General features: G+C 74.1%; 16 protein-coding genes. 5 read left to right on the forward strand and 11 right to left on the reverse strand.

From position 1 onward, the window contains the following. Positions 1-68 precede the first annotated feature (68 nt). The 3 genes from ABT247_RS11260 to ybaK all read left to right on the forward strand — a co-directional run bounded on the left by ABT247_RS11260 (position 69) and on the right by ybaK (position 3,024). Positions 69-1,646 carry an oxidoreductase gene (locus tag ABT247_RS11260; RefSeq protein WP_350741295.1) on the forward strand — a complete coding sequence of 526 codons (1,578 nt, stop codon included), beginning with the start codon at positions 69-71 and terminating at the stop codon, positions 1,644-1,646. Between the two features lie 140 nt (positions 1,647-1,786). After that, complete coding sequence (locus ABT247_RS11265; RefSeq protein WP_350741297.1) at positions 1,787-2,515, forward strand: LON peptidase substrate-binding domain-containing protein; 729 nt, start codon at positions 1,787-1,789, stop codon at positions 2,513-2,515. Positions 2,516-2,529: 14 nt separating this feature from the next. Beyond that, positions 2,530-3,024: a Cys-tRNA(Pro) deacylase gene (gene ybaK, locus ABT247_RS11270; protein WP_350741299.1), complete on the forward strand. Its 495-nt coding sequence runs from the start codon at positions 2,530-2,532 to the stop codon at positions 3,022-3,024. Between the two features lie 136 nt (positions 3,025-3,160). Here ybaK and ABT247_RS11275 read toward each other — a convergent pair whose 3' ends face one another. The 6 genes from ABT247_RS11275 to ABT247_RS11300 form a co-directional block, all read right to left on the reverse strand. After that, a complete protein-coding gene (locus ABT247_RS11275; RefSeq protein ID WP_350741301.1) occupies positions 3,161-3,877 on the reverse strand; it encodes a hypothetical protein in 717 nt (238 codons plus the stop codon). Between the two features lie 139 nt (positions 3,878-4,016). After that, positions 4,017-4,826 carry an ABC transporter permease gene (locus ABT247_RS11280; RefSeq protein WP_392896893.1) on the reverse strand — a complete coding sequence of 270 codons (810 nt, stop codon included), beginning with the start codon at positions 4,824-4,826 and terminating at the stop codon, positions 4,017-4,019. Beyond that, complete coding sequence (locus tag ABT247_RS11285; RefSeq protein ID WP_350741303.1) at positions 4,823-5,821, reverse strand: ABC transporter ATP-binding protein; 999 nt, start codon at positions 5,819-5,821, stop codon at positions 4,823-4,825. The genes ABT247_RS11280 and ABT247_RS11285 overlap by 4 nt, the downstream gene beginning before the upstream one ends. A 198-nt stretch (positions 5,822-6,019) precedes the next feature. After that, entirely contained in the window at positions 6,020-7,291 is a 1,272-nt protein-coding gene (locus ABT247_RS11290) for an NYN domain-containing protein (protein WP_350741305.1), read from the reverse strand. 251 nt (positions 7,292-7,542) lie between these two features. Next, a complete protein-coding gene (locus ABT247_RS11295; protein WP_350741307.1) occupies positions 7,543-8,589 on the reverse strand; it encodes an aspartate-semialdehyde dehydrogenase in 1,047 nt (348 codons plus the stop codon). Between the two features lie 135 nt (positions 8,590-8,724). Beyond that, positions 8,725-9,612, reverse strand: a complete 888-nt coding sequence (locus ABT247_RS11300; protein ID WP_350741309.1) for a dihydrodipicolinate synthase family protein — start codon at positions 9,610-9,612, stop codon at positions 8,725-8,727. 71 nt (positions 9,613-9,683) lie between these two features. Here ABT247_RS11300 and ABT247_RS11305 point away from each other — a divergent pair, with 71 nt between their 5' ends. Beyond that, positions 9,684-10,571: a LysR family transcriptional regulator gene (locus ABT247_RS11305; RefSeq protein WP_350741311.1), complete on the forward strand. Its 888-nt coding sequence runs from the start codon at positions 9,684-9,686 to the stop codon at positions 10,569-10,571. Between the two features lie 57 nt (positions 10,572-10,628). Here ABT247_RS11305 and dnaE read toward each other — a convergent pair whose 3' ends face one another. The 4 genes from dnaE to ABT247_RS11325 all read right to left on the reverse strand — a co-directional run bounded on the left by dnaE (position 10,629) and on the right by ABT247_RS11325 (position 16,373). Continuing rightward, entirely contained in the window at positions 10,629-14,162 is a 3,534-nt protein-coding gene (gene dnaE, locus ABT247_RS11310; RefSeq protein WP_350741313.1) for a DNA polymerase III subunit alpha, read from the reverse strand. A gap of 137 nt (positions 14,163-14,299) precedes the next feature. Further along, a complete protein-coding gene (locus tag ABT247_RS11315; protein WP_350741315.1) occupies positions 14,300-15,118 on the reverse strand; it encodes a hypothetical protein in 819 nt (272 codons plus the stop codon). 8 nt (positions 15,119-15,126) lie between these two features. Further along, entirely contained in the window at positions 15,127-15,564 is a 438-nt protein-coding gene (locus ABT247_RS11320) for a nucleoside deaminase (protein ID WP_350741317.1), read from the reverse strand. Next, the gene (locus ABT247_RS11325; RefSeq protein ID WP_350741319.1) at positions 15,561-16,373 is read right to left on the reverse strand and encodes an LLM class flavin-dependent oxidoreductase; all 813 of its coding nucleotides are present in this window, start codon (positions 16,371-16,373) and stop codon (positions 15,561-15,563) included. Before ABT247_RS11325 ends, ABT247_RS11320 begins: the two co-directional genes overlap by 4 nt. A gap of 93 nt (positions 16,374-16,466) precedes the next feature. Between ABT247_RS11325 and ABT247_RS11330 the strand changes: the two genes are divergently transcribed. Continuing rightward, positions 16,467-16,913, forward strand: a complete 447-nt coding sequence (locus tag ABT247_RS11330; RefSeq protein ID WP_350741321.1) for an Lrp/AsnC family transcriptional regulator — start codon at positions 16,467-16,469, stop codon at positions 16,911-16,913. A 64-nt stretch (positions 16,914-16,977) separates the two neighbouring features. Here ABT247_RS11330 and ABT247_RS11335 read toward each other — a convergent pair whose 3' ends face one another. Continuing rightward, the gene (locus ABT247_RS11335) at positions 16,978-17,565 is read right to left on the reverse strand and encodes a dienelactone hydrolase family protein (RefSeq protein WP_350741323.1); all 588 of its coding nucleotides are present in this window, start codon (positions 17,563-17,565) and stop codon (positions 16,978-16,980) included. Positions 17,566-17,690 lie beyond the last annotated feature (125 nt).

Genomic DNA, 17,690 nt, shown 5'->3' on the forward strand with positions numbered 1-17,690 from the left:
GGAACCGCTGGTCCCGCATTTCAGTCCGTGATACGAAAGGCGAGACGACCGGGGGGACGGGGGAAAGCATGGCGGATCGCGCTCCGGAGGGCTGGACGGACACGGAGCGGGAGCTCTGGGAGGCCTTCCGCCACGGGAACGTCTTCGACCGCCGCAGCGGCCGGTCCGCGACCGACGACCCCTACGGGGACGTCCCGTGGGGGCCCGAGCGGACGGTCAGCGCCGCGGCGCTCGCCCACCTGCTGCTGGCCGGCCCGGCGGCGGCCCCGGGAAGGGTCGCCTCGCTGCGGATGAGCGGGGTGGCCGTCACCGGCTCGCTCAACCTGGCCGGCGGCCGGATCCAGCAGTACGTCGAACTGCACGGCTGCCGCTTCGAGCACAAGGTGCTGATCTCCGAGGCCGAGGCCAGCACCATCCGGATGGTCGACTGCCTGGTCCCCCGGATCGAGGCCTCCCGGCTGACCACCACCGGCGACCTCCACCTGGCCCGCTGCCGGATCCCCGAGGGGCTGCGGCTCACCGACGCCAAGATCGGCACCGACCTGCTGCTCAACCTCGCCGTCATCGGCTGCGACCGCTACGGCCGCGCCGTCTCCGCCGACGGGATGACCGTCCACCAGGACTTCGAGGCCGAACGCATCGAGGTGCTGGGCGAGTTGAGCATCCGCACCGCCCGGATAGGCGGTCGGCTGTCGCTGCGCGGCGCCCAGCTGCGCGCCGATCCGCAGAACGGCGTCTGCCTCAACGCCGTGCGGATCGTCGTCGGCCACACCCTCTACCTGACCAGTTCCGCCGACGACGGCTGGGCCGGCTCCCGCAGCTACTACGGCTCCGGCTACGGCCAGAACCCCCAGCCCGGCTCCTCCAGCACGCCGTTCCGCGCCTACGGCCAGGTCCGGCTCTCCGACGCCCGCTTCGAGGCGGCCTGCCTGATCACCGGCGAATTCCACCTTGAGGGTGAGGACGAGCTCTCGCTGCGCCGCATCCACACGCCCGAGCTGCGCTTCACCTGCGCGATGCGCCCCACCGGCACGGTCTCGCTCTCCCGGGCCCGGGTCGGCAACCTGGTCGACGTCCCCGAGGCCTGGCCGCTCGGCAAGCACCTGGGGCTGACCGGCTTCGTCTACGAGAACCTGCGCCCGGTCACGCCGTTCACCGTCCAGCAGCGGATCGCCTGGCTGGAGGGCTCCTCGGTGGACTTCCAGCCGGAGTCCTACGAGCAGCTCGCCGCCGCCCTGCGCCGCGACGGCGCCGACGACGACGCCCGCGAGGTGCTGTACGCCAAGCAGCGCCGCCGCCGGCAGACCCTGCCGCTGCCCTCCCGGATCTGGGGCCGGATCCAGGACGTCACGGTCGGTTACGGCTACCGCCCCGGCCGGGCGGGCCTGTGGCTGCTGCTCGCCTGGGCGCTCGGCAGCGCCTGGTTCGCCACCCACCGGCTGGAGCCGCTCAAGGCCGACGAGCAGCCGCACTGGAACCCGGTGCTGTACACCCTGAACCAGCTGCTGCCGATCGTCGACCTCAACCAGGGCGCCTGGAACCCCGGCGGCGCCGAGCAGTGGATCTCGGCCGGACTGGTGCTGATCGGCTGGGTGCTCGCCTCCACGGTGGTGGCGGGCGCCACCCGGCTGCTGCAACGGGGCTGAACGGGTGAGCGCGCGGATGCGGGCCGGCCGGCGCGGCACCCGTCGCCGGCGTGCCCGGGCCGCCGGCGACGGCTCGCCGGAGCGGCTGACCGGTCAAACCGCGCGACACGGCCGGGGCCCGGGCAACTACGCTGTCCGCCGTGACAGAACGGCTGCCGCTCTTCCCGCTGACCACCGTGCTCTACCCGGGCCTCGTGCTGCCCCTGAACGTCTTCGAGGAGCGCTACCGCCGTCTCGTCGCCGACCTGCTCGAACAGCCCGAGGACGCGCCGCGCCGGTTCGGCGTGCTCGCCATCAAGGACGGCCGCGAGGTCGCCCCGGTCCGGCCCGAGGAGGGCCCGGCCGGGCCGCTCGACGGCCTGGGCACCGTCACCGGCGACCCGCTGGAGGCGCTGTTCCACATCGGCTGCGTCGCCGACGTCTCCTCCGTCCAGGAGCAGCCGGACGGCCGCTACGAGCTGCTGGTCACCGGCACCACCCGGTTCCGGCTGCGCTCGGTGACCGTCGCCGGCCCGTACCTGACCGGCGAGATCGAGCCGATCGAGGAGCAGCCCGGCGAGGGCTCCGGCGCCCTGGCCGCCGAGGTGGAGCGAGCCTTCCGGGTGTACCAGAAGCGCCTCGCCGGGGCCAAGGAGGCCAGCACCGTGGGCCGGCCGCAGCTCCCGGACGACCCCCAGGTGCTGTCCTACCTGGTCGCCGCCGCCTCGGTGTTCGAGACGCCGGTCAAGCAGCAGCTGCTCGCCTGCCCGGACACCGCCCAGCGGCTGCGCACCGAACTCGAGCTGCTGCGCCGCGAGAGCGCCGTGCTCAGCTGGCTCCCCTCGCTGCCCGCGGTCGACCTCACCCGCCAGTCCTTCAGCCCCAACTGACCCGAGGACCCCGCATGGCCAAGAAGACCAGGAAGGGCGGTCAGGGCACCCCGGCCACCGTCGCCCTGGAGACCGCCGCCGTTCCCTTCACCGTGCACGCCTACGACCACGACCCGGCCGCGGCCTCCTACGGCGGGGAGGCCGCCGAGGCGCTCGGCATCGCCCCGGAGCGGGTGTACAAGACCCTGGTCGCCGAGGTGGACGGCACCCTCACCGTCGGCGTGGTGCCGGTCGCCGGCCAGCTGGATCTCAAGGCGCTCGCCGCGGCCGTCGGCGGCAAGCGCGCCGCCATGGCCGACCCGGCCGCCGCCGAACGCAGCAGCGGCTACGTCCTCGGGGGCATCTCGCCGCTCGGCCAGCGCCGCCCGCTGCGCACGGTGGTCGACAGCAGCGCGCTCGGCCACCGGACGGTCTACGTGTCGGCGGGGCGCCGGGGCCTGGAGGTCGAGCTGGCCCCGGCCGACCTGATCACCCTGACGAAGGCCGACACCGCGCCGATCGCCCGGTAGGGCGCGCGCAGCCGACGGCGGACGGCGGACAAGCGCGACGGCGGGCAGACGCGACGACGGGCAGACGCGACGCCGCGCAGACGGGACGGCGGACGGCCCGCGCCGGAGCGCCCGCAGTCCGCCTCGTCCTCGGAGCTCAGTCCTGCTGCGGCCGGTCCTCCGGCGCGGACGCCGGGGGCTCCTCGCCGGGGGTGCCGTAGGTGCCCGCCGGAGCCCCCCAGTACGGCGGCGGGTCCTCCTCCCGCTTGCCGAACGCCGCCGACAGCGCCAGCAGCACCACCATGGCCGCCATCGGCCAGACCAGCAGCGCGCCCAGCGCCCCCAGGTCGATGCTCGCGTCGAAGTGGCCGCCGTTGCCGACCCGCCGGGCCTCGCCGACCAGGTCCTCGCTCGGCCCGAGCCAGCGTCCGATCCGCCAGGCGCCGATCGACCCGAGCAGCCCGCCGACGGCCAGCCCCAGCGCGACCGCGACCCCGCCGCCGCGCTTGCGGGTCACCAGGAAGGCCCCGAGCGCGGTCACGATCCCCGCGCCCAGGGCGATCAGCACGAACACGGCGTCGGCGCCGGCCCGCTGCTCGCCCTCCGGGTCCGCGTAGAGGATCCGGTCACCGTCCACCACCAGCGGCACCTTCGGCGCCAGCCAGACCCACAGCCCGGCCATCACCACGGCGGCCACGAGACAGGCGACCACGACGCCCGCCCCGATCCGCACCTCCGGCAGCAGCCGCCGCCCCACCGAGGGGGCGGGCGCGTCCTCGGCCGCGGGCGGCGGCGCGAACGGGTCGGGCACGGCATCCGGGGTCGCGTGCACCTCGGCGCGGGCGGGATCCGGAGGAGTGTTCGGTACGGTCACGAGTCCCATCGTTTCACGACGGCCACCCGTACGGCCCCACCGCCCGCGCACCGACCGGGTACCGGCCGCGCAGCGGACGCCCACCGACCGCGTACCGGCCGCGGAGCGAACACGCACCGGCCGCCGCCCGGCCCGGCGCCTACCGGGCCACCGCGCGCCGGTACGCCCAGGTGGCCAGCGCCAGCGACACCACGCCGACCGCCGCGCAGACCCCGAGGTCCGCCGCGACCACCGCCCAGTCCGGGTCCGGCGCGAAGGTGCGGGCGAAGGCCTCCACCCCGTACGTCGAGGGCAGCAGGTCCCGCAGCCACAGCACCGGCTGCGGCAGGTGGTCCACCGGCAGCACCCCCAGCAGCAGGGCCGCCGACATGCCGAGCTGCCCCAGCATCGTCGCGATCTCCGGCCGCGGCGCCAGCAGCCCGCAGGCCGCGCCCAGCCCGGCCAGCGCGGCCCCCGCCAGCGGGACGACCGCCAGCAGCACCCACAGCTGCCCGAGCGGCAGCCCGAACATCACCGCGCCGGCGCCCGCCGTGACCAGCGTCCCCGGCAGGGTGAACGACGCGTACGCGGCGGCCGCGCCGAGCACCACCGAGGCGGCCGGCACCGGCAGCGTCCCGTAGTGGTCCAGGCCGCCGTCGGCCCGCAGCCTGCCGAAGTACTGGGCGAGCAGGTTGAGCGCGACGAACGCCACCACCAGCACGCTCGACCCGGCGACCACCGACCGCGCGGCCGAGGTCTGCCCGGCGTCCACGACGCCCCGCATCATCACCAGGATGCCGAGCGACTGGAAGGTCGCCACGAACAGCAGCGGGATGCGCGCCACCTTCGCCCGGGCCAGCTGCGCCCGGTAGACCGCGGCGAGGGAGGGCAGCAGCCGGGCGGCGGGGGCGAGCGGGGCCGGCCCGGCCGTCGAGCGGTCGGCCCGCGGGGGCACCGAGAGCAGCGTCACTTGGCCAGTCCTCCGTGGCGGCCGCCCAGCTTGAGGTAGGCGTCCTCAAGGCTGGGGGTGGCGAGGGTGAAGTCGTCGAGCGCCGCGAAGGCGGGGCCGGTGGTGACGGCGGCGACCAGCTCGCGGGCCTGCTCGGGGGTGGTGCGGACGGTCCAGCGGCGCCCGGTGCGCTCGGCCCGTTCGGCCAGCGCGGCGACGGCGGGCACGCCGACCGGCGCCTCGTCCCGCCAGACCAGGTCGAGCCGCACGTCGCCGTCCACCAGCGCCTTGAGGCCGCCCGGGGTGTCGCAGGCGATCACCCGGCCCTCGTCGACCACGGCGACCCGGTCCAGCACGGTCTCCGCCTCGATCACGTTGTGGGTGACCAGCAGCACCGTCGTCCCGCGCTCGGCCCGCCGCCGGTCCACGGCCGACCACACGGCCCGCCGGGCGACCGGGTCCATGCCCGTCGTCGGCTCGTCCAGCACGAGCAGCGGCCGCTCCCCCACCAGGGCGGCCGCGAAGCAGGCGAGCCTGCGCTGCCCGCCGGACAGCTTGGCCAGCGGCCTCGAGGCGATCGGCTCCAGCCCGAGTTCGGTGAGCACCTCGGCCGCCTCGGCCCGGGCCCGCGCCCGGGTGAGCCCGCGCAGCCGGCCGGTGGTCTCGGCGGCCAGCACGACGCTCAGCTCGTCCAGCGCGGTGGACTCCTGGCCGAGGTAGCCGAGCAGCCGGGCGGCCCGCTCGGGGTGGCGGACGATGTCGTGGCCGAGCAGCTCGACGGAGCCGGAGTCCGGCCGCAGCAGCCCGGTGAGCTGGCGCACCAGGGTGGACTTGCCGGCGCCGTTCGGCCCGAGCAGCCCGAAGACCTCGCCCTGCCGGACGGTCAGGCTGATCCCGTCGTTGGCCCGGACCACGGTCGCGGCGGCCCCGCGCCCGCTGCGGTACGTGCGGACCAGGTCCCGCACCACGACGCACGGCGAGGTGTCCTGGGGTGCCCGCCCGGCCGTCTCTTCCACGACCGAAGACTCTACGCGCTCACGCGCGCGCACCGGACGAGGGGGCCTGATCACCGGAAACCGCCGCTCGGCCGGGGAAGGCCGGCCGCCGCGGAGGACCCGGTCGGCCACAGCGGGACCGGCCGCCGCGGGGGGACCGGCCGTCACGGACGGGCCGGCCGCGGAAGGGGGCCGGGGAGCGGCCGGTCCGCAGAGCGGTCAGTCCTCGACCACCATGGAGCCCCCGGGCACCCGGGCTGCCAGTTCCTTCCAGAATCCCGCCCGGATGGCGTACCGGTCGTGCTCGTCGATCTGGTCGTCCTTGTGCGCGAGCAGCCCGAAGCGGGCCGCGTAGCGCAGCAGCTCGCCGTCGACCCGGTGCGGGATGCGCGGGTAGTCGGGCCACAGCACGGTGAGCCGTTCGACGTCGCCGAGCCGCTCGCTCCAGCGCCGGGCGAAGACCTGGCCGACCTCGTGGGCGTCGCCGCCGATCGAGGTGATGTCCTCCTCGCGGTCGGCCCAGCGCTGCTCGGCGGTGGTCAGCTGGGCCAGGGTCGGCAGGCTGTCCCCGGCGGTGACGGACGGCTCCGGGGCGGGCCGGTCCACCCAGCCGCGGTCGGAGGACCACCGCAGCACCGGACCGGTCGCCACGGCGGAGGCGGAGCCGTTGGCGTGGCCGTTGGCGTGCCCGTTGGCCGCCGGGGTGACCGGCGAGACGGCGGAGACCCGTCCGGCGAGGTCCTTGGGCGTGGGCACCACCCGCAGGCTCGCGGCCGGCTGCGGCCGTCCGTCCGCGGCGGGCGCGTCGGCGGCCGGGGCGTCGGCGGCCGGCCGGGCCACCGGCGGGACCACGGTCGGCAGCGCGGCGGGCGGGGCGGCGAGGATCTTGGCGATCTCCTGCCGGGCGCCGGCCGCCCCCGGCGCCGGGAACACGCTGGAGCTGTCCCGCAGCGAGAAGCACCCCTCGATCCACTCGCGGTCCAGCACCCGCCGCTCGTCGGCCTCGCCGACCAGGTCCTCGGACTGGTTGAAGTCCCCGTCGGCGGCCTGCAGCGCCCACAGGTGCACGGCCACCCCGTGCTCCTTGGCGGTCATCATCCCGGGCAGCAGGTCGCCGTCCCCGGTGATCAGCACGACGTCCGCACAGGCCCGGTTGCGGGCCAGCTCGGAGAGCTCGGCGTGCATCGCGGCGTCCACGCCCTTCTGCACCCAGCGCCCCTCCGCGCGGGTCAGCGCGCCCAGCCGGACGGTGACCCGGGGCAGGACGCGCAGCCGCCGGTGTTCGGGCATCGGGCGGCGGTCGGGGGCGGCGTCGAACCAGTAGATCCGCAGCAGGGGCAGGCCGGTCTCGGCTTCGGCTCGTTCGCGCAGGGCGCTGATCAGCGCGGTGTGGTTCACGGTGACCTTGGAGCGGGACGGATCACCGGCGAGCAGGCTGGCGGCGGCGCCCAGCAGGTATCCGGCGTCCACCAGGACGACACAGCGGTCCATCTGCGCACCTCTTTTCGCTCGCCCTCGAAGGTCGGTCGGGGTGGGCGGTCCGCCCGGCGCCGGGCGGGGCGGGGTGAGGGGCCCCCGGTGGCCGCCCGATCGTTGGGTCACCTTTTCCCCCTGGCTCGCGACCCGAACCTCGGCGGATGTCCCGGTCCCGCAACAGCCGCCCCAACGAGTCGCAAAGAAAAACGAAGGCGGGCCCCGTTCAACGACGGGGCCCGCCAAACGTCACGGACGGCTGGTCCGGGTCAGCCCCTGAGCTCGGCGGCGACCAGCTCGGCCAGCTGGACGGCGTTGAGCGCGGCGCCCTTGCGGAGGTTGTCGTTCGAGACGAACAGCGACAGGCCGTTCTCCACGGTCTCGTCCACCCGGATGCGGCCGACGTAGCTCGGGTCCCGGCCAGCCGCCTGCAGCGGGGTCGGGATCTCGGACAGCTCGACGCCCGGGGCGCCGGTGAGCAGCTCCACCGCGCGCTCGGGGCTGATCGGGCGCTCGAAGCGGGCGTTGATCTGCAGCGAGTGGCCGGAGAAGACGGGCACGCGCACGCAGGTGCCGGCGACCTTCAGACCGGGGATGCCGAGGATCTTGCGGCTCTCGTGGCGGAGCTTCTGCTCCTCGTCGGTCTCGTTGGAGCCGTCGTCCACGAGGGAGCCGGCCAGCGGCACCACGTTGAAGGCGATCGGCCGCCGGTACACCTTGGGCTCGGGGAACTCCACGGCGGCGCCGTCGTGGGCGAGCGCCGAGGCGCCGTCCACCACCTTGGCGGCCTGGTCCTGGAGCTCGGCGACGCCGGCCACGCCGCTGCCGGAGACGGCCTGGTAGGTGGAGACGACGAGCGCGGCCAGGCCGGCCTCCTCGTGCAGCGGGCGCAGCACGGGCATGGCCGCCATGGTGGTGCAGTTCGGGTTGGCGATGATGCCCTTGGGGCGGTCGGCGATCGCCCCGGGGTTGACCTCGGAGACCACCAGCGGGACCTCGGGGTCGCGGCGCCAGGCGGAGGAGTTGTCGATGACGACGGCGCCGGCCGCGGCCACCTTGGGGGCCAGGGCCTTGGAGGTGGAGCCGCCGGCCGAGAAGATCACGATGTCCAGGCCGGTGTAGTCGGCCGTGGCCGCGTCCTCGACGGTGATCTCGGCGCCCTGCCACGGCAGCGTGCGTCCGGCCGAGCGGGCCGAGGCGAACAGCCGCAGCTGCTCCACCGGGCCGATCCCACCGGGGAGTCCCGCGCGCTCCGCCAGGATCTCGCGGACCACGCCGCCGACCTGGCCGGTGGCTCCGACAATGCCGATCTTCATTCCGACTACTCCTCTGGATGATGCTGTCTACAGCCGCACTCCGCCCATCATGCCTTGTCACGCGGGTGGGGCGACCAGCCATTTCACGGTGTGAGAGGGCGCCGCGGCGGGCGAGCGGTCCGCCGCACCGGCGGTCTAGTGGTCCAGACCACTGGCGAGGGCCAGCGCCGCCGCGACCTCCGCCTCCCCCGCCGGCAGCAGCGGCAGCCGGACGTCCGGGGTGGGGATCCGGCCCTGGGCGTGCAGCACGCCCTTGGTCACCGCCGGGTTCGGCGCCGTGAACGCGGAGAGCGCCAGTGCCGTCAGCCGGTGCCCGAGCGCCCGCGCCCGCTCGACGTCCCCGGCCCGCCAGGCCTCGTACAGTTCGACGAAGCGGCCGGTCGCCAGGTGCGCGGAGGCGAGGATGCCGCCGGCCGCGCCGATCGCCAGCATCGGCGCCAGGAAGGCGTCCTCCCCGGTCAGCACCGTGAAGCCGGCGGGGGTGTCGGCGAGCAGTTCGGCCGCCGTCCGGTCCAGCCCGCCGGTGGCGTACTTGACGCCCACCACGCCCTCGATCGCGGCCAGCTCGCGCAGCGCGGTGGTGGAGAGCTCCTGCCCGGTGCGGTACGGGATGTGGTAGACGACCAACGGCAGCGGACTGCCCGCGGCCAGCGCCCGGAAGTGCGCCACCGTGCCGGCCTCCCCCGCCCGGACGAAGGCCGGCGTGGTGACCAGGGCCGCCGCCCCGGGCACCCGCTCGGCGAGCGCGGCCAGCGCCTCGCCGACGGCCCGGGTGTCGCCGCCGGAGGCGCCGACCACCAGTTGCGCCCCGCGCGCCGCGCAGACGGCCGCGGCGACGTCCACCACCGCGTCCCGCTCCCCGGCGGTCAGCGCGGCGGGCTCGCCGGTGGTGCCGAGCGCGACCAGCCCGGCCGCTCCGGCGTCCAGGACCTCGTACGCGAGCTTCTCCAGCGCGTCGAGGGCGACGGAGCCGTCCGCGGCGAACGGGGTGATCAGGGGGACGTAGATGCCCTTGAGTTCCATGGGACGATCCTGCGGCCTGCCGATCAACCAGGTCCAGTTCACATGTGTGACGCTTCTCGTAAGCTGAGCCGATGCTCGACGTCCGACGCCTGCGCCTGCTGCGCGAACTCGCCCACCTCGGCACCATCGCCGCCGTCGCCGAGGCGCTGTCCTTCAGCGCCTCGGCGGTGTCCCAGCAGCTGTCCGTCCTGGAGAAGGAGGCCGGCGTCCCCCTGCTGGAGCGCTCCGGGCGGCGGGTCACCCTCACCCCGGCCGGCCGGGGCCTGGTCCGCCACGCCGAGTCCGTCCTCGCCCTGCTGGAGCAGGCGGGCGCCGAACTCGCCCAGGCGAAGCGCGGGTTGGCCGGCCCGCTGCGGATCGGCACCTACCCCTCGGCGGCCCGGGCGATCATCCCGGCGGTGCTCGCCGAGCTGGCCTCCTGGCACCCGGGGCTGGAGCCGATGGTCACCGAGGTGGACCCGGCCGCCGTCGGCGCGGCGCTGCGCGCGGGCGAGCTGGACGTCGCACTGGTCCACGAGTACGACCTCGTCCCGGCCGACCCCGAGCCCGGCCTCGCGGTCACCCGCCCGGTCTTCACCGAGCCGATGTACCTGGCCGCCCGCGCCCCGGCCACCGTCGCCGAGCAGCACGGCGCGCCGTGGATCATGTCCCCGCCCGGCACCCTCTGCCACACCATGGCCGTCCGCGCCTGCGAGGCGGCGGGCTTCGCGCCCCGGATCCGGCACCAGATCGACGACTTCACCACAGTGCTGGCGCTGGTGGCCGCCGGCCAGGGCGTCGCGCTGGTCCCCCACCTGGGGACGGCCGAGCGGCCGCCGGGCGTCGTGCTCACCCGGCTGCCCGTGTACCGCCGCACCCGCGCCGCCTTCCGCGCGGGCGCCGGCTCCCACCCGGCCATCTCGGCCTTCGTCTCGGCCCTGCACACGGCGGTGCCGCCGGGGCTGGGCGGAGGCTCCTGAACGCACCGGGGCCCGGGACCGCCTCGCGGTGTCCCGGGCCCCGGCCGGTCCTGCGCCTCAGACCACCAGGCAGCTCGGTCCGAGCAGCTGCTTGAGGTCCCCGAACAGCGCCGGGTCGGACTTCACCCGGTGCCGGTCCAGCCGCAGCACCGTGGTCTTGTTGCGGCTCTCCAGCCGCACCCGGACCTCGGTGGTGCCCCGGTGGCTGCCCAGCACCTCGCCGAGCCGGGCCACCAGCGGCGGCGTCACCTTCCCGCTCGGGATGTTGATGACGATCGGCGCGTCGGCGTGGGCGTTCGACAGGTCGGGCACGGACAGCTCCATGCCCATCAGGCGCGGCACGTCCTCCCGCTTGTCCAGCTTGCCGCGGACGAACACCACGGCGTCCTCGACCAGTTGGGAGGAGACCAGCTGGTAGCTGGCCGGGAAGAACATGCAGTCGATCGAGCCCGCCAGGTCCTCGACGGTGGCGATCGCCCAGGCGTTGCCCTGCTTGGTCATCTTCCGCTGGAGGCCCGAGATGATGCCGCCGATGGTGACGATCGTCCCGTCCGGGCGCTCCGCGAGGTCGGCGACCGCGCAGTCCGCCTTGTCGGCGAGCACGTGCTCGATGCCGTGCAGCGGGTGCGAGGAGACGTACAGGCCGAGCATCTCCCGCTCCTGGGTGAGCAGGAAGGACTTGTCCCACTCCTCCTCGGAGAAGACGACGTCCAGTCCGAAGCTCGGCTCGTCCGCGGTCGCGTCGCCGCCGAACAGGTCGAACTGCCCCTCGGCCTCCTTGCGCTTCACGCCGACCACGTTGTCGATCATCGGCTCGAACTGCGCGCTCAGGCCCTTGCGGGTGTGCCCGAGCGAGTCGAAGGCGCCCGCCTTGATCAGCGATTCGACGGTCCGCTTGTTGCAGACCACCGACTCCACCTTGTCCAGGAAGTCGGGGAACGACGAGAACTTCCCCTTGGTCTTGCGCGTCCGGATCATCGACTCGACCACCGGGCCGCCGACGTTGCGGATGGCGGTGAGGCCGAAGCGGACGGTGTCGTCACCGTGCGGGGTGAAGTCCGAGTCCGACTCGTTGACGTCCGGCGGGAGGACGTTGATGCCCATCTTGCGGCACTCGTTGAGGTAGACCGCCGACTTGTCCTTGTCGTCCTTCACGGAGGTCAGCAGGCCCGACATGTACTCGGCCGGGTAGTTGGCCTTCAGGTAGGCCGTCCAGTACGAGACCAGCCCGTACCCGGCGGTGTGCGCCTTGTTGAACGCGTAGCCGGAGAAGGGGACGAGGACGTCCCAGACCGCCTGGATCGCCTCGTCCGAGTAGCCGCGCTCGCGGCAGCCCTTCTGGAAGGGGACGAACTCCGCCTCCAGGATCTCCTTCTTCTTCTTGCCCATGGCCCGGCGCAGCAGGTCCGCCTGGCCGAGCGAGTAGCCGGCCAGGATCTGCGCGGCCTTCTGCACCTGCTCCTGGTAGACGATCAGGCCGTAGGTGGGCTCCAGGATCTCCCGGAGCGGCTCCTCCAGCTCCGGGTGGATCGGGGTGATCTCCTGCTGGCCGTTCTTGCGCAGGGCGTAGTTGGTGTGGGAGTTGACGCCCATCGGGCCCGGTCGGTAGAGCGCGAGGACGGCGGAGATGTCCTCGAAGTTGTCGGGCTTCATCAGGCGCAGCAGCGAGCGCATCGGCCCGCCGTCGAGCTGGAAGACGCCGAGCGTGTCACCCCGGGCGAGGAGTTCGTAGGTCGGCTTGTCGTCCAGGGGCAGATCAAGCAGGTTGATCTTGATGCCCTTGTTCTTCTCGATCGCCTTGACGGCGTCGTCCATGATCGTCAGGTTGCGCAGGCCGAGGAAGTCCATCTTGAGGAGGCCGAGGCCCTCGCAAGTGGGATAGTCGAACTGCGTGATGGTGACGCCGTCGGTGTGCCGGGTCCAGACCGGGATGTGGTCGGTCAGCGGCTCGGCGGACATGATGACGCCGGCCGCGTGCACGCCGGGCTGGCGGATCAGGCCCTCGATGCCGCGCGCGGTGTCGATGACCTTCTTGACGTCCGGGTCGGTCTCGTAGAGGCTGCGGATCTCGCCGGCCTCGCTGTACCGGGGGTGGGTCGGGTCGGTGATGCCGGAGAGCGGGATGCCCTTGCCCATGACGTCCGGCGGCATCGCCTTGGTGATCCGGTCGCCCATCGCGTACGGGTAGCCGAGGACGCGCGAGGAGTCCTTGATGGCGGCCTTCGCCTTGATGGTGCCGTACGTGACGATCATGGCGACCTTGTCGGACCCCCACTTCTCGGTGACGTAGCGGATCACGTCACCGCGCCGGCGCTCGTCGAAGTCGATGTCGACGTCGGGCATGGAGATGCGCTCGGGGTTGAGGAAGCGCTCGAAGATCAGGCCGTGCGGGATGGGGTCGAGGTCGGTGATGCCCATCGCGTAGGCGACGAGCGAACCGGCCGCCGAACCACGGCCCGGGCCCACCGCGATGCCCTGGCTCTTGGCCCACATGATGAAGTCCGCGACCACGAGGAAGTACGCCGGGAACCCCATCTGCACGATGGTGTCCATCTCGTACTCGGCGAGCTTCTTGTGCTCCTCGTCGTACCCGTCCGGGAAGCGCCAGTCCATGCCCTCCCAGACCTTGGCCCGGAAGAAGTCCGCCTCGGACTCGTAGCCCTCCGGGATGGGGAAGCGGGGCATCAGGTTCTTGAACTGGAACATGCCCTCGGTGTCGACCCGGGAGGCGATGAGGAGCTGGCTGTTGCGGCAGCCCTCCTGCCAGGCGTCCGAGGAGTCCAGCGCGTACATCTCGGCGGCCGACTTGACGTAGTAGCCGGTGCCGTCGAAGCGGAAGCGGTCCGGGTCGGAGAGGTTCTTGCCGGTCTGCACGCAGAGCAGCAGGTCGTGGGCGCCGGCGTCGGCCTCGGTGGTGTAGTGCGAGTCGTTGGTGACCACCGGAGGGATGCCCAGCTTCCGGCTGATCTCCAGCAGTCCGTCCCGGACCCGCTTCTCGATGTCGAGGCCGTGGTCCATCAGCTCCAGGAAGTAGTTCTCCTTGCCGAAGATGTCCTGGTAGTCGGCGGCGGACTTCAGCGCCTCGTCGAACTGGCCGAGGCGCAGCCGGGTCTGCACCTCGCCGGAGGGGCAGCCGGTGGTGGCCATCAGGCCGCCGGACAGCTCCGAGATCAGCTCCTTGTCCATCCGCGGCCACTTGACCAGCCAGCCCTCGGCGTAGGAGCGCGAGGTCAGCTTGAAGAGGTTGTGCAGGCCCTCCTTGTTCCGGGCCCAGATCGTCTTGTGGGTGTACGCGCCGGACGCGGAGACGTCGTCCTTCTTCTGGTGCGGCTGGCCCCACAGGATGCGCTTGGTGTTGGAGCGGGACTCCGGGGCGACGTACGCCTCGATGCCGATGACGGGGGTGATCCCGGCGGCGGTCGCCTGCTTGTGGAACTCCGCGGCACCGTACATGTTGCCGTGGTCGGTCATCGCGACGTGGGTCTGCCCCAGCCGCTCGACCTCCTTGAACAGCTGCTTCAGCCGGGCGGCACCGTCCAGCATCGAGTACTCGGTGTGGACGTGCAGATGCGCGAACGGCTGGTCGCTCAAGGCGGGGCCTCCGGAGGCTCTGGTGCTGGTCTGGTGGGCCGGTGGACGTGCTGGTCACAGGGCGTGCCCTGGAAATGGGTGTGGCCCGGAACACCTCTCGGGGTCCGGACCACCACTCACACGTTCACGCGTCCACTCTAGCCCGCCCGCCCCCGGGCCAGACGCACGGCGGCGGCCTCCCGGACCGCCGTTTCCTCCATCGGGTCGTCGCGCAGGACGACCAGACGCGCTCCCACCTCGGGCCGTTCCGGAGCGTGCTCGATCCCGGACAGCCGGGCACCGGGTTCGCAGTCCCAGAGCGACTCGGTGTACGCGTCGGCCAGACCCGCCGAGCCGATCGCCGCGAGCGCCTCGAGGTACCCGGGCCGCTCCGAGGAGTGCGGGGTCCACAGCCAGAACCGCCGCAGCAGCGACGCCGCGCCCGCCGCCCGGGGGCCGGACCGGGCCAGCCGGCGGGCGAGGTGCACCGGTCCGCACCAGGACCGGTCGACCCACCGCTGCTCCAGCTCGGCGATCAACGCCGGGACGTCCGGCGGGGCGTCCGGCGCCGGGACGTCCGGCGGGGCGTCCGGCGGGGCGTCCGGCGGCGGCGCCCCGTGGTCCGGCGCCGGCCCGGCGGCCACGGCGGGCCCGGCGGCCTCGGCGCGGCCGGCCGGTCCGCCGCGCTCCAGCAGGTCCAGGACGCGGGCCGCGCGCTCGCCCGGTGCCCCGCCCGCCGCCCGCATCGCCGTCACCGGCCCGAGCGGCAGCTCCAGGTCCCGGAGCAGCCGGGCCAGGTAGAGGTCCCGGGCGTCCGCCCGCGGGTCCCAGCGCCACTCCCAGCGGATGCACCCGTACACCAGCTCGGCCGCCGACGACGGGTCCTCCGCCGCCATCCGCGCGCCCAGGCCCCGGCCGCGCTGGAGCAGGCCGGGGAGCGTCCCGGCCGGGGCGTACTCGTGTCTGCGTTCTGCCACGGGCTCGTTCAACCCCGCCGGTAGTACGTCTCGACCGGCCGGCGCGCCTCCTCGAACAGCGCCGGCCCCTCCTGCGGGACGGTCGGCCACGCGCCCGAATCCGGGTTGAGCTCGACCAGGTGCTCGGTCGCCAGGGCGTAGACGACCCGTCCCAGCCCGGAGCGGACGATCGCGCCCGTGCACATGCCGCAGGGCTGGCAGCTGGTGTACATGGTCGTCCGGGCGGCCGTCTCCGGGGTCAGCTCCCGGGCGGCCCAGCGGGCGAGCTTGAGTTCGGGGTGGGCGGTGATGTCGTCGTCCCGCCGGACGGTGTTGTGGGCCTCCGCCAGGACCGTCCCGTCCGGTGCGGCCAGCAGCGAGCCGTAGGGCGCGTCGCCCAGCTCGACCGCCCGGGTCGCGATCGCGACCGCGCGCCGCAGCAGCGCCTCGTCGGCTGCCGTGATCACGATGTCCTCCTCCAGTGCTCCGAGACCGCCGTCAGATCCTGCCATGCCGCCTCGGGGCGGAGGGTCTCCGCCGGGTCCCCGTGGTACGGGTCGAGCACCACCGTCCCGGCGCCGAGCCCGCGCAGTTCCGCGAGGTCGCCCATCACCTGCTCCAGGTCGCCCACGCCGGCGGGCCGTTCGGGGCCGGTCACCGGCGCGTCCGTCAGGCGCAGTGCGATCCGCGGCGCGAAGCCCGGCAGGGCGTGCTCGGCGAGCACCGAGCGCATCCGGGGGACGGGCAGCCGCAGCGGGTGCCAGGCGTCGCCGAACCTCGCCACCCGCCGGAGGGCCGCCTCGCTGTGCCCGCCGACCCAGACCGGCGGCGCGGTGGCGCCGCCGGCCCGCCAGGCCTCCCGCACCGCCCCCAGGGACTCGTCGGCCAGCCGGCCGCGCGCGCCGAACGGCACCCCGAGCGCCTCGAACTCCTGCCGCGCCCAGCCGACTCCGACGCCGAGCACGAACCGCCCCCCGCTGAGCCGGTGCAGGCTGTCCGCCATCCGCGCGACCAGCAGCGGGTGGCGGTACGGCAGGACCAGGACGGTCGTCCCGATCCTCAGCCGCCGCCCGCTCGCCCCGGCCAGCCAGGACAGCGTGGTGAACGGGTCGTAGAACGGCTCCGGGTAGCGCTGGGCCACGTCGGGCGTGACGGCCACGTGGTCCGACACCATCAGCAGGTCGAAGCCGAGGCCCTCGACCAGCGCGGCCCGGGCGCGGAGCGCGCCGGGATCGGTGCCCGGTCCGAAGTTCGGTACGTTGACGCCGAGTTGCATGCCCCGAGGCTATTGCCGAGCCCCTGCCGCCGGGAACCGAATCCTCCCGGCGTTCGGCCCCCTCGGCCGTGGATTCCCCGGTAGCATCGCCCGGTGACCGCGAATCTCGACGACACCGACTGGGCGATCCTCGAGCAGCTCCAGCAGGAGGCCCGGATCTCGTTGAGCGAGCTGGGCCGCCGCGTCAGCCTCAGCCCCTCCGCCACCACCGAACGGGTGCGGAACCTGGAGTCACTGGGCGTCATCACCGGCTACCACGCCGCCGTGGACCTCACCGAGGTCGGCTACCCGGTGCTCGCCGTCGTCCGGCTGAAGTACCCGGGCAACCGCCACCAGCCGCTGCACCGCCTGCTCGCCGAGCGCCGCGAGATCCTGGAGTGCCTGCGCACCACCGGCGACGACTGCTACACCCTGAAGGTGGCCGCGACCTCCATGGAGCACCTGGAGGGCGTCGTCGACGAACTCGCCGGCCTCGGCAGCACCACCACCAGCGTCGTCTACCGCCAGACCCTGCCCCGCCGCGGTCCGTCCCGGCCCTGAGGGCGCCGCGCCACGGGACGGCCCGCGGACACCGCACCGGCCGGGACGGCCCGGGGGCGCCGCGTCAGCCCTCCAGGTCCTCCAGGTCGGCGAGGAAGTCGAGCGCGGCGGCCCAGGCGCGCTCGGCGGCCTCCGCGTCGTAGTCCGGCAGGTCCTGGTCGGTGAACAGGTGCCCGGCGCCCTGGTAGCGGTGCACCTCGACCTCGGCGCCCGCGCGCCGCATCCGCAGGTACCAGGCGTTCAGCCAGTCCTCCGGCTCGTACGGGTCCGGGTCCGCCATGTGCAGCTGCACGGGGATCGAGGTCGCCGCGTCCTCCCGCAGGTCGGAGGTGCCGTGCAGGAGCAGCAGGCCGCGGGCCTTCGCGTCGGCGAGCGCGAGGTTCTGGGCGACGGCGCCGCCGAGCGAGAAGCCGGCGTACACCAGCCCGCCCTCGGAGAGCGGGGCGACGGCGGTGACGGCCCGCTTCAGCAGTTCGTCGCTGCCGCCGATCTCCTCCTGGTAGGCGCGCGCGGCCTCGGAGTCCTCGAAGGTCCGCCCCTCGAAGAGGTCCGGGGTGTGGACGGTGTGCCCGGCGGCGCGCAGCCGGTCGGCGGCGGCGTGCACGGCCGGGCGCAGGCCGTGGGCGGAGTGGAAGAGGACGATCTGGGCCACGGTTCGGGGTCCTTCACCAGACGAAGTCAGGGGTACCCACCCATGATCCCGCATGCCCGGGCGAAGCCCCGGCGGGAGCGGCGGCAAAAGCCCTGGCGGGAGCTGCGGCGGAAGCCTGGGCGGGA

This window comes from Kitasatospora sp. NPDC001539 (genome assembly GCF_040298565.1).
Taxonomy (GTDB): Bacteria; Actinomycetota; Actinomycetes; order Streptomycetales; family Streptomycetaceae; genus Kitasatospora.